The sequence below is a fragment of the Methanocalculus taiwanensis genome (genome assembly GCF_024372745.1).
GTDB classification, from domain to species: Archaea; Halobacteriota; Methanomicrobia; order Methanomicrobiales; family Methanocorpusculaceae; genus Methanocalculus; species Methanocalculus taiwanensis.
Genome location: NZ_VOTZ01000036.1, coordinates 1 through 14,030, shown reverse-complemented (window position 1 = coordinate 14,030; position 14,030 = coordinate 1). Strand labels below are relative to the sequence as shown.

Sequence of the window (14,030 nt, the reverse complement as noted above, 5' to 3'; positions counted from 1 at the left end):
AATTATAACTCACAAAACGATAAAGCTTTCTGTTTGGATTAAAGGAGGATCAGGAAAATAAGTCGAATGTGTAGCAGGATGGTGTGGTGATGGTATGAGGTGAAGTTAGAAAATCACAAAGTCAGGTCTGAGAATAGTTCCTCATAATCATATAAGATTGAGGTGCTGTAGATCATCGTTCCCGGAGCTCCGACATGCACTGTATTTGCACCATAGCATGAGAATTCGGAAAGGGCATCATTATTGTCTGTTGCTGCAACCGAAATAATATTGGAGCTGTTATAGCAACTTGGATATCTGGGCAGTATATCGTTATTTGAGGCATTGTTCCCTGCGGAACAGACTACAATCCCGTCAAATCCTTCGATGGCTGTTTTGAGTGCTTCTGAGTATCCGGCTGACCCCCATGAGTTGCTGATGATATGGGCCCCATTCTCCTTTGCATAGTTTATCGCTTTGATCGCACCTAACGTCGTACCTGAACCATGAGGCCCTGAGAATTTGAGTGGCATAATTCGTGCTGTCCACATCACTCCTGCGATCGTCCATCCATTGTCTCCGATAGCGGCGATCGTCCCTGCGCAATGTGTGCCATGTCCATTCAGGTCTGTTACATCATTATTCTCATTATAGAAGTTCCAGCCATCGACATCATCGATATATCCATTGCCATCGGTGTCGGATCCGCTGTACTTCTCTTTTATATTCCTCCAGATGTTTTGATTAAGGTCGTAATGATTCAGGTATATTCCCGAATCGATGACTGCAATAACAACATCAGTTGAACCTGTCGTAATATCCCAAGCACCGGGAGCCGAGATGTCTGCCCCGGTAGTCCCTGCCTGCCCTCCAACGATCTGCCCGGTATTCCGGAGCCCCCAGAGGAGTCCAAAATCTGGATCGTCCGGAATCTTATCATGGTAATAGTAGAAATTTGGTTCTGCAAAGAGGATATCCGGGTGCCTGCTGAATCGATTGATTGCATCAGGTACCGTGAGGTCATCGGGTAGGTTGATCACAAGCAGTCCTGGCTGGCCATAGTCTGCTAAATCAAGCCTGGTGGTTGTTTGATGGAGAGCATTGAGGTGATCCGAGGTGGTTGCCATCAGGATGGTGTTCGATGCCACCGGGGGTTTGAACTGGACGAGGATGCTATCGGGCTCATAGAGCGGCCGGCTATACACATTCAGAGGATCGCCCTCGAACGGAGGCATCTCCTCGAGAAAAAACGGTATGCTATCTGGTATTTCCTCAGGTTGGTGGAGTCCTTTCAACTCATCCTCTCCGTGTTCCGAATGACCAAGCTCTTCTAGAGGGATATGTGGTTCTCCTTCCACATTCATGTTCACGGATATTTCAACTGGATCATCTTCTTCCAGGGGACCGCTTTCATCCTCTGGATCGAATAATTTGGTCTCTTTAGGAGGAGCTGACGGCTCATCTCCTCCTGTCATATTCAGATCCGGCTCAACGAACCGATCATCTCCGTCCTCAGAGAGCACCCCTGAAACGATGCCGCATGAGAATAGGAGTACTATACACAGCAGTACTGCTGAATAACCCCGCTTCATTCTCAACACCTGTGATTTTTTTCTTGCACCAAGGCAACAGATATCCCCTCAGGTTACGTTCTCTTAGTATCCTGTAGATTTGGAGGAAGAAACTACTCGTGTGTGTATATCACCCCTGCCATCCCCCATAAAGAAAAAAAGGTACATGGATCTCGTCCCGGCACACCACAGGGGTACGGTATACCTGTTAGGACAATGTCAAAAAATATATACCTATCTCCTTCAGGATCGCTAGCGATCACATTTGAGGGAAGGTGTGATTTCCCGGATCTATTTACAAAGTGGTTGGGGAGATCACTCAGATCTCCTGCGTCTTTCCGACGTAATAGTAGGCGATCCTTGCCGCATCAGCTCCCGTCACCGTATCGCCTCCGCCAAACCGTGCCTCGGGATCATCAGGTGTCAGCCCGACGGCCATCCAGGCGACTCTTGCCACATCCCCAATATCAACACGAGCGTTCCCATTAAAGTCGCCACGGGGACGGATCGTGAATCCTCCCTGGAGGAGGCCGGTCTTTCCATCTGCATTCTCCACCAGCACAGTCCATGCACCTGGAAGCGCTTCGGTGAGGTTGAAGGTGCAGGTGATCTGGTTCAGTCCGGCAACTGTGAGCGCTGTTCCATCAATAACCCCATCTCCCGGTCCAACAAGTCGTGCGAGTGCCCCGTCCCTGAACCCGTCGCCGGATATCCTTGCCTGGATAGAAAGCCCGTTCCGATACCCGAAGGTGGGGGTGATTCCGGATACCGAAGGCGGACCATAGACCTCGATAAACCCGGTTTTGTTCATTGAATCCTGGTCATCCTGATTCCATGCGGTCAGATTCACGGTATAGGTTCCGGGTACTGTATAGGAATGTACCGGATGACGGAGTTCTGAGGAATTCCCATCTCCAAACTGCCAGAGCCATGCGGTTGGATCTCCTTTTGAGGTATCATTAAAAGCAACCCTGAGTGGTGGGAACCCGGCTGTTCTGTTTGCGGTGAAGTTTGCAATGACAGGTTCAACAACTGTGATATAGCTCTCTTTTACCATCTCAGAGTGAGTATCATCTTTCTCTACCCGGAGACTGACGGTATATTCACCGGGAGACTGGTATGTATGGAGTGGATGCCGTGTCGCATTTGCCCCCCCATCCCCAAATGTCCATGACCAGATTGTTGGTCCTCCTTCTGACAGATCAGTAAACTGCACCTTCAGCGGTGCAACCCCCCGGAGCGGTTCGCCTGTGAAATCAGCCCGGAGCGGCTCTTCAAGCGGGGCAAAGATGCTGAAGTCGGTGGTGGTTCCGTACACAAACCGGTTTACTGTATCGACCCCGTTCTCACCTGCAACCCGTGACCAGTCATTGGCATGATGCCAGAGGCGGAGAGATGAGGGATTTACTCCATTCAGATCGCCAGGCGTATAGTAGATCCGGATCGCAGCATCTGACGGTGTGGTATTTGTTATCGCAAGGAACCTTCCGATAGCAGCCATATCTTCTGGAGGTGCCGGTGGTGATTCAACTCCGTTCACCCGGAGGGAGCCGGTTACGGTGAGGTTGCAGAGGACGGGGTGAGCATCCCCGACAGTGAGGTACCCGATGGCAGACTGCTCAACCCCGGTGAGAGTTACTGCTACTGTTCCAGCTGCTCCAGAGAGCCGGGTGAGTGTTCCATTGTCAATAACTGCCCCGGATGTCCCATTAAGGGCAACCCCGGTGGAGTGTCCGGCTGTTGAGTTGATCCAGTCGATATTAACTCTCCGGATGGTGGTATTCTGAGCACGATCGGCCGATATAGCAGTGATATTGCCTGTAGCTCTCAGCTCATGGAATGTCCCCCGCTGGATGGTCGTAGTGCCGGATCCGGGAGCAAGAATTACTCCCTGTACTCCTCCCTGACCCGCTGTGAGGTTATCTGCGGAAAAATTGCCTATCCAGGTTCCAACTGCGCCTGCACCGACTCTGATTCCGGTCACCTGCGATCTGAATATCCCCGTGATGGCTGAGTCGATAATCCGGGTCTGCTGTGAAGATCCGATCAGATCCACCCCGGTTGTCCCGAAGTTTTGAGAGGTGGTTTCTGCAACCAGACATTCTGTAATGGTTGTCTGATCAGAGGACTGCACCCTGATGCCCGTTGTGGTTTTTTCGGGGACTGCGCCGGTAAACTGGCAGTCAGTGATTGCTGTCCCTGTTGCTTCGTCCAGGAAGAATCCAATCTCATATCCTGAAACATAGCTGCCGGTAATGGTGGTATCTTCAGCTTCATCGAGCTTGAATGCGGTTTGTACTTTTGTTGCGTTATTGTTGGAAAGAGAGGTTGCTGTTGCTCTTTCAAGCAGGATCCCGGTCTCCCCGCCATCAATGGTATTTCCATCGATTACGGTTCCCTCACCCTGCAGTACCCAAATAGCCCTATCCGGGCAGTCTGTAAAGCTATTGCCGGAGATTGTATTTTCTATGCCCTCCTGAACTCCAATGCCAAATGTTGGATCTGAAATTGTTGAATCACGTATGGTGTTTTGGTGTGTTGAGAGGATAGCAAAACCGCCCTGGGTGTTTCCCGTGATGGTACTCTCTGCAACGGTGCAGTTCCTGGTGGTTGCCGGAACACCGATTCCAGAGTAATCCTCAAAACAGACTCCCTGGCCGTTGCCGGTGATGGTGCTCTTCTCTATCCTGCTGTTCTTGGTTCCATGGAAATGAAGTCCATAGGAACTGGTTGCACCTTCAAGGATAAATCCGGAAATCTTTACATTATCAAAGAATACTTCAAGAGCAGGTTTGGATGGGTCCTTTGCAATCACCTTCACATCGGATTGCTTGCCAGATGCAGCGAGAAGTTTAATATCTGAACGCGGTGTCCTCAGGTTCTCGACTCCGACATACCCGCTGTCCACAGTGATAGTATCTCCAATTCCTATTTCCCAGTCATCAAATGCCTCGGTGATCGTTTTATAGTCCCGGTTGAGATTGAGATTATGAACCGGCATATTGCCGAGCGGGGCATAGATGACGGTTCCGGCCGACCATGGCGGCATCGTCAGGATCTCTACACCGACCTCATGGGTGGTATTATCCAGCCAGCGGGTTCCGTTCCATGGATACTCGGCACTCCCGTTATGCCAGCGTGTGTTGTTATACTGCCATACCGAGAGGCTCTCCGGGTTGATCGCTTCGAGTTCTTCGGGGTTGTAATGGAAGGTAAGATTGAGCTGGACATTCTCCTGATTTCCAAAGGTATTACTCCGGATGCTGAGCCACTGGTGGATATCACCTTTGTTGACAAGGTAATCAGGATATCGGGGGGGTTCTGGTGGCGTTTTTACACCGCTGATTCTGATCTGCTCAGTAAAATCGCATATACTGAATGTGGTGCTGTTTCCTCCCCGCTCGATGGTATTCTCCCTGAGAAGGAGTGTTCCCGGGAGCTGGGCGGTGGGAATCTCGAGAATTATATCAACAGGGCTATTCTCAGCGGTATTATTCAATGTATTTTTCTGGATAAGATTCTGGTCCCCTTTCCTGACAATGATCCCGGTGTGTGTCTGGGACACATCGGTCCCAGTGACATGGATAGTGTTTCCACCAATCAGGGTATCGATGGCATCAAGATGTATTCCTGTCTTATTCGCCTGTATGGAATTTCCTGAGAAGTTGCCGTGAAATGAATATGGACGTATAGATTTCTCAAGGTATATCCCGGTATCCGGACTTGATATAGAATTTTCTGCAGCATATGTCTGGTTGGAGGCTATCGTGTGGATACCATACATAAATCCGGAGATGGTATTGTTGATGACATGGACGAGATCCTGCTGGTCGATACGAACCCCCCAGGTATTAATCCATTCAGAACCCTGTATTCCATGAATGGTGTTATCCATAATCCAGACGGCTCCTTCTGTATTTGATCCAAGGATGCCGACACCCCCGGAAGTTCCATCTTGCCGGGTCATATTTGTGATCAGGTTATCCCGGATGATGACCGTAGTGCCGGTTGGATAGCTGGCAGAGATACCATATTGTCCCCCTCCTCCATCAATGATGTTATTCGTTATCTCGATATCGCCGGTTTCAGTTACATCAATGATGCCTTTGCTCGTATGCGGGTGATCGGTATCGAGGATCCAGTTCTCCTTGATGACCGATCCATCTGCTTCGATCCCTTCAATCACTTTCAGGTTCCTTCGAAGAAGATCGGTTGCATCCCGGTTTGTTGTATTCCAGATGGTATTTTTTGTAACATTCTGGCTTCCGCTGATTTGAATGGCAGATCGGAAGTCTGAGATGGTATTGCCTGAGATCAGGCCCTGTGATCCCCCGGCAACGATTGCATATCCAGCGTAATTTGCCGGACCTTCATAGCTATTGAAGAGATTATCGGAAACAGATATCCGATCTCCATTAACCTCGATCCCTCCTGAAATATTTACAAACTGGTTTTCGGTCACTTCACAATCATTAGCAAGAGATAAGCGGTTGTATGAACGGTTTCCGGTGAAATAACTGTTTGAAATTATGATGTTTGGTCCATATAAAAAAATCCTGGCGTTTGAGGAATAAATATCATCAAGAAATGAATGTTCTGCTGTGCCGGTATTCCATGCCTGAATTTCTACATCGTACAATGATGTTCCGGTTGCCTGGATCGCCCCGCCGATCTGTGATGAAGCCCCCAAAATACTGGTCAATCTCTGGTTCTCATTATCCCACTCACCATTCAGTATGATGTCTTTGAGGATGAGAGTACTTCCTTCCAGGTAAAGCCTTCCACCCCCGGTATCAAACCGGAGTGTGGCACCTCCTCCCCTCCATGTATCGTTCTCTCCAAATGCTGAAAGATCTCCATAGACCTCTCCAGGGACAACGGGGTCACCATCATAATACCCTATGTAGCGCTGTTCCTCAGGAAGATCAGTATTCCATAGCTCAATTTTGTACTGGTATTCAACTCCCCGCTTAAGGTTCACATCAATGAATTTTAATGTTTCATTTGGATAGAAAGGAACAACGTAGGATCCGTTTCTAAAAATCCTGTATTCTTTTACATTTGACCAGGATTGCCAGGTGATTACCGCTGTATTTGCACCGACATATTCCACCGTATAACGGCTTATGGGATCAGTTGAAACCTGTGAATCGCTTTCAATCTGCATTTCCATTCCATACTGCTTAACAGAAGTGAATTCTTCTCTCTGTGGAGCATTATATCCGATATCCGGGATTTCCTCTCCAAATTCACTATTTGGAAGTGTTTTCGTCTTCTCCTCCTCATCCTGCATTGCGGAAGCAGGAGTGGATAGGAGGAAGAGTAAGAGAACCAGTATTGCGAGATAATGGAGCTTCATTGTACAACCCACCGTTTTTACCTACTATGATAGAGTATAACCGCCCGCTGACTGCCCATATGGAACCCCAGACAGAAATCCATATTGATCTGGATTCCGATATCACGATCGTCCTGCAATCCAGTTTGTGCATGAGGTGCGGAATAAAAGTAAGATTCTCTCAACTGTATTATACCTTTCTATAGATAAAAATTGAGTTATATGGCTCTAAAAATTAATTTGGCTTTGAAATAGAGTTATTTTGAGAATTCGGTTATGCATTGATCCTCACAGGATACCCTGGGTAAGTTTATCTCACCACCAGAAAAATACAAGGGATGGGAAATTCCCTCATACATCATCATCTTAAAGTGGGAATCAGAGCTCGCCGATCTTCCCCACATAGTAGTATGCGATCCTTGCCGCATCTGCTCCGGTGACATGCCCGTCCCCGTCAAAGTCCGCTTCAAGATCCTCTTCTACAAGCCCTGCTGCCATCCATGCAACCTTTGCAACATCCCCGATATCGATCCGGTTGTTTTGGTTGAAGTCGCAACGGAGATGTATATCCAGGATTCCCGCCTCCATCCTGCCAAAGGGTATCTCAACATCATTTCGAATCCACATGGCTTCGCCAAAGTCAATATGGCTCTCGCCGAACAGGTGCTTTGCCTGAAGTGTGATATCCAGGATCTGTACTGGTTCAGTACCGGCCGTATAGTTTCCATCTGTTCTCGAAAGTGTGACATTGAGTGTCCCGGTATTGTTATTGATCTGATAGGTCAGATTCGTTCCCCCGGCAACCGATGCGTTGACCGCGACACCAGTGAAATTCGCATAGACGGGGTTAACGGTGACTGAACACATGATCTCCTCTGCACCGGTGACATTCGTTATTGAAACCGGAATCGCCCCGGTCATCCCGGTTGCCACATTGAGAGATCCCGCCCCGATGATCATATCAGATGCCTGTGGGAGAACCGTGATATAATCCTCCGATATCATGGTTGAGCCCCCTGCACTGTTCTCAACCCTGAGCTGGACTGTATACGCGCCTGGCAGAGTGTATGGGTGGATCGGATCTCTTTCAGTACTGTTTGTCCCATCGCCAAACTGCCATGACCATGAGGTGGGGTTCCCTGTCGAGAGATCCGTGAAGGCGACTGCCAGCGGAGCGGAACCGAGGGTTCTGTTTGCGGTGAAGTTCGCTATTGGAGATGTAGATATCTGAACGGACATTCCTTTCAGAATTGAGAGGAGATTATCCTGCCATACAACACTCCAGTTGCATGAGGTATTCGTCTGAACCGAAAACCCAGATGCATCCGATGGGAGCATGGATGCAGGAATTTCAGCTTTCGTGGCAACTCCCAGCTCTTCACTGCCATTATTCTGACCCTCCCAGACATAAGCAATCGGTTTATGCATCACATCGGAGCCATTTGGTATGATGGTTGTATCAAACCTGAAATAATACTCTGTTCCGGTTGTAAGAGCAGATTTGTCAAGTTTCAGGTGATACGTTCCGTTTGGTGGAAGAGGAACTGCAAGTGGTGCATTTGTTGCAACAGACGAGTTGATTATCTCTGTGGTCATATTGTGATCTTTTGCTGATGCAAAACCGACAAATACTGACTCAAAATCAAGATCGTCAAAAATAACGCTGATATTCGTCTCCTGGATTCCGGGTGCTGTAAAGAGAACCGGACTGCTGTTTCGTGTTACCGTATGGGTGAATGTTCTGACCTCTGTATATGAGGTGTCTGCTCGTGTATCAAACCCACTTCCAGGTCCGATTCTATAATCTGAAGGGAAGTTCCATTCTGCATATGTCGCATTCCATGTGGCATAACCATCGTAATCAACTGAGGTTATATTTGCAACCCCTGCCACATAGGTAAGATCTCCAAGAACTGTCGTATCGTCAAGGTTCTCGGCATGCAGCCTGTATGTCTGGAACGATAGATAACTTCCCGGGATGAATGTATCATTTTCAGTTGATGCGGCAAAATTACGGTTCAGATCAAACCGTGCTTCAGGGATATGGGCAGTGATGGTTATCAGGTTTTCTTGCGTGATGGTATCTGAGCCTGCTGCATTGGAGACGTTCAGACTTACATTGAATATGCCTTCCATTGTGTAGATATGTGAGGGATTCGGGATCGATGAAGTATTTCCGTCGCCAAAATTCCAGCTCCACGTGGTCGGATTTCCAGTTGACGTGTCATTGAACTGTACTGTAAGCGGTGCGTAACCGCTCGTTGGTTCGGCAGTGAAGTTCGCAACCGGTGCTTGGGATCCGGTGACGGTAATATATCCGGATCGCCTGAGCGTGTCGAATCCTGCGGCATTGAATGCCCGGAGTGTGACATCGAAGACTCCTTCCCTGGTATAGGTGTGTACAGGATTCTCTTCGGTTGACCCGGCGGTCTGAAGCTGCCAGACATCATTCTGATACTCTGATCCTGTGCTGCCACCCATCAGGACGACTGTTCCATCAGGCAGCACCACACTCGCATGATTCTGCCGCTCCTGCCAGCCTGATGATTCTGAAACCTGAGTCCATGTTGCACCATTGGTGGTCGATCTCCAGGTGTCGTTTAGATGGTATCCCTCTGGCAGATCATTATGCCATCCACCAGTCAGAAGGATGCTTGCATCAGGGAGGAGAACGGTCACATGGCCTTCCCGTGTCTCCCACCCGGCATCTGCCGTCACCGACGTCCATGAGGTTCCGTTATCAGTTGATCTCCAGACCTCGGATGAGCCAGTCTGGCCAGTGCGTCCACCAATGACAAGAAGGCTCCCGTCAGGGAGAGTGAGGCTGCTGTGGCCGTATCGTGAGGTCCACCCGGCATCTGCTGTCATTCTCATCCAGGTTTCACCGTTGGTGGTCGAGCGCCAGACATCATTGAATCTTGTAATAAGGTTGAACCCACCAGTCAGGACGATGCTTCCGTCAGGAAGCACGGCTGTACCATGTCCAAATCGTGCCGACCATCCCGCAGCCTGGGTCAGCTGGATCCATGTAGCGCCATTGTCCTCAGATCTCCAGACATCGTTCTTTACAGCTCCATCATAGCCACCCATCAGGACGATACTGTCATCCGGCATGGCGACCGCAGTATGATACTGTCGCCCGCTCCATCCGGCAGCAGCTGTCACCAGCTCCCAGCTTACGCCACCGTCAATCGATCTCCAGACATCCCTTTTATTCTGGTAATTGCTATCCAGCCCTCCCATGACGATGATGGTGCCATCTGATAGAGTGACTGCTGCATGGCCTGTCCTGCCGGACCACCCTGCACTGCTGTTTACTTCTGTCCATGAAGCAGTAAGTTGTTCATCCCCGAAGTACCATGCCCATCCGATGGGATCTCCCGTTGAGAGATCGGTAAACTCTACAGAGAGCGGAGCAACGCCTTCTGTTGCATTCACGGTGAAGTTCGCAACCGGGGGCACCGGCACCGGCTCACTCCAGTCGAAGTACGGATACCCGTCATTCTTTGAGTAGTCGGTGTCAGCGGCCCATCCCATTCCAAACTCCCAGTCAACATAGGTGTCCGCAGCATAGGGATAGGTCATATCAGCGGTATTTCGCCCCATGGCTCCGGCGCCACCGGCACTGGTACTCTGGCCTGAGGTGTCGATGTCCCAGTACGAGCTGGTGATGGCACTACCGGCACCGAGGAGTCCCCCGATGTTTTCACCTGTTCCATTGACTGCGCCGGTGCTGTACGAGCGGGTAATCTGCCCTGTCCATCCTGAGACTCTTCCGGCCAGTCCACCGACACCATCTGTTCCGTTGACAGTTGCCCGGCTGTAGGTATCAGAGAGCGTGCCCCCACTCCATTCGCCAAGAAGCCCTCCGACATCTTCTACCCCTATGACGGTTCCATTCGAATACAATCTGCTGTTGGTTCCACTTCCACTGCCAATCAGACCACCAACATCGTTTGTTCCCTGAACAGTTGCATACACAGAGCTATTGGTTATCGTGCCGCCCTGATCCCGTCCAACCAGCCCTCCGGTTTCCCCTCCTCCGATAACAGAAACTTCCCCTGAAGCCTGCTCAAGGGTTCCTAGGTAGAGGGACCCAAGCAGACCCCCGGTCATGGTACTCAATGTGACAACCTGTCCGGAGACAGTCGTATTCCGGATTGTACTCGATGATGCAGACCCAATAAGGGCTCCTGTGCGGCTGTCGCCCTGGATAGCCACATTCCTGAGGTGGATCGAGTGGATCGTCGCCCCTTCTGTTCCTCCGATCAGGCCTGTGCCGGCATCGTTAAGGTGGTAGGGGCGGTTGATGGTGAGGTTTTTTATGGTGTGGCCGCCGCCGTCAAAGCCACCCCTGAACCGCTGGGTATTGCTCCCGACCTGTGCCCATCCCAGCCCCCCGTTCCAGATGAGTGAGTTTGTGAGATCCAGATCCCGGTTGAGGCGGTAGTATGCCGTCATATTCTTGCGCATGGCGTTCAGTTCAGCCGCAGATGTTATGATATAGGGATCATCCGGTGTGCCTGATCCACTCAGATCATCAAGATTCACATCCGGGAGCGGAGTATAGTCAAACCTGTCGAGATCCTGGAATGTCGGATAGTCGTCTCCCTCGTTGATCGACCAGAGTGAGTAGAAGTTGAATGCCGGGTAGCTTGCCTGCTGTTGCATCTCGGCAGTCATCTTCCCGGCAACTCCTGCACCACCAAAGCTTGTGCTCTGTTCCGAGGTTTCGGTATCCCAGGAACAGAACTGTGTGTTATTGGTACCGCCGCCCTGGAATCCGCCGACATTTGTACCTGTTCCGGTGACAAGACCGGTGCTGTATGAGCGTGAGACCTTGCCAAGCCACCCCTCGGTCCTACCGATCAGTCCGCCGACATAGTCTGTCCCTTCAACAGATGCCCGGCTGTAGGTATCTGATATCGTCCCATGCCCGAGGCTTCCAACGAGTCCGCCGACATTCTCTGTCCCATTCACTGACCCTTCAGCGTAGCTATGTCTTATCTGTGTACCGGCAGAACCGGCGAGTCCTCCTACGTCAGTTGCACCCTGGACATCTGCAAACACCCTGGCATTCTGGATCGTGCCACCGGCTTGCCGTCCAACCAGCCCCCCGGTTTCCTGGCCCCCGATAACAGAAACCCCTCCAATTGCCTGCTCAAGGGTTCCAGAAAGGGATCCAATGAGACCCCCTGTCATGGTACTCAATGTGACAACCTGTCCGGAGACAGTTGTATTCCGGATTGTACTCGATGTTGCATCCCCAATAAGGGCTCCAGTGCGGCTGTCGCCCTGGATAGCCACATTCCTGAGATGTATCGAATGGACTGTCGCCCCCTCTGTTCCTCCTATCAGGCCTGTGCCGGCATCGTTATGGTGGTAGGGGCGGTTTATGGTGAGGTTTTTTATGGTGTGGCCGCCGCCGTCAAAGCCACCCCTGAAACGCTGGTTGTAGCTCCCGATCTGTGCCCATCCCAGCCCCCCGTTCCAGACGAGTGAGTTTGTGAGATCCAGATCCCGGTTGAGGCGGTAGTATGCCGTCATATCTTTCCGCATTGCATTGAGTTCAGCCGCAGACGTAATGATATAGGGATCCTCGAGCGTGCCTGATCCACTCAGATCATCAAGATTCACATCCGGGAGCGGAGTATAGTCAAACCTGTCGAGATCCTGGAATATCGGATATTCGTTCCCTTCGTTAATCGTCCAGAGTGAATAGAAATTGAATGCCGGATAGCTTGCCTGCTGTTGCATCTCAGCAGTGGTCTTTCCGGCAACACCGTCACCACCCCAGCTGGTACTCAGTCCCGAGGCTTCGGTATCCCAGGAACAGAACTGTGTGTTATTGGTGCCGCCGCCCTGGAATCCGCCGACATTTGTACCTGTTCCGTTGACAGGACCGGTGCTGTACGAGCGGGAGACCCTGCCGAGCCACCCCTCGGTTTTTCCGATGAACCCGCCGACATAATCGGTTCCCTCAACCGATGCCCGGCTGTAACAATCTGATATCGTTGAATGCCCGAGATTTCCAATCAGTCCGCCGACATTCTCAGTACCGTTCACCGAACCGTCTGTGTAACTATGCCGAATCTGAGTGCCTCCAGATCCGACAAGCCCTCCGACGTCTGTCATCCCTTGCACATCTGCATGAACTGCAGCATTCTGGATCGTGCCGCCTCCCTGCCGTCCAACAAGTCCTCCAACGGTGTTCGTCTCACCACGGATGGTGCCGGTGACTGTTACCGAATCAACCGTCCCACTTGACATCGATCCAATCAGTGCCCCTGTGCCAAAACCTCCATGTAAGGAGACATCTTTCAGATTGACAGCACGGATCGTTGCCCCATCCGTCTGCCCAAAGAGCCCCTGAGCACTTGATCCAGGCCGGTTAATGGTGAGATTGGTGATCAAAAAGCCAGCACCGTCATATGTGCCTTTGAATTTGTTATAATCCCCGTAGCCGATTGGGTTCCATCCCGCACCATCACTCCATCCGGAGAGATCAATATCTGCTATCTGGCGGTAATGAGCCGTGAGATCATCCCTGGTTTTATTCAGTTGAGCCGCGTTTTCTACCAGATATGGATCATCTGATGTACCGCTCCCACCTGCAAAAGTGACATGATTATCCACGAGGGACGAATCAAACCATAGGGAAGTCAGCTCATCATTATCGCTGTTTGTCCCGTCTTCAAAGCCTGCATTCTCAGGCTCATCAAGATCTGTCTCTTCGTTAAATAGCAATTCATCACTCAATTGATAGTCGCCAGCAGTTGCAGGCATGACAAGAGCAAGAGCAAAACACACAATAAGCAGGATTATTTTTTTGGTCATATTGCCCCCCCCGGGGATAAATAATATCTCTAACACTGTCATGGGTTAAAAAGTTTTTTTAAATAAAATTCTATATGCTGATATATATTATTTTATGTTAAAACATTCTTATATTATTTTGAATCTCCGGATCTTCTCGATCAAACATCCCTCCGGATTCTTCTATAGGATATATGTAAGCCCACATTCGGCATCTACTTTTTCATGCATAATATTTTTCCACCCCTGACCCGAACAGCCGCGTAATATCCTGTAATTCATCTGTATAATTGAGAATCCGGCACTTAAATCCCGTATCTGTCACT

3 protein-coding genes are annotated in these 14,030 nt (G+C 50.1%); all 3 read right to left on the bottom strand.

Going from position 1 to position 14,030, the window contains the following annotated elements:
- Positions 1 to 113: 113 nt before the first annotated feature.
- The 3 genes from FTO68_RS11215 to FTO68_RS11205 all read right to left on the bottom strand — a co-directional run bounded on the left by FTO68_RS11215 (position 114) and on the right by FTO68_RS11205 (position 13,725).
- Positions 114 to 1,571 carry a S8 family peptidase gene (locus tag FTO68_RS11215; RefSeq protein WP_255333503.1) on the bottom strand — a complete coding sequence of 486 codons (1,458 nt, stop codon included), beginning with the start codon at positions 1,569 to 1,571 and terminating at the stop codon, positions 114 to 116.
- Between the two features lie 298 nt (positions 1,572 to 1,869).
- A complete protein-coding gene (locus tag FTO68_RS11210) occupies positions 1,870 to 6,909 on the bottom strand; it encodes a NosD domain-containing protein (RefSeq protein WP_255333502.1) in 5,040 nt (1,679 codons plus the stop codon).
- A 357-nt stretch (positions 6,910 to 7,266) separates the two neighbouring features.
- On the bottom strand, positions 7,267 to 13,725 hold the full coding sequence (locus FTO68_RS11205) for a PKD domain-containing protein (RefSeq protein ID WP_255333501.1): 6,459 nt from the start codon (positions 13,723 to 13,725) through the stop codon (positions 7,267 to 7,269).
- Between the last annotated feature and the right edge of the window lie 305 nt (positions 13,726 to 14,030).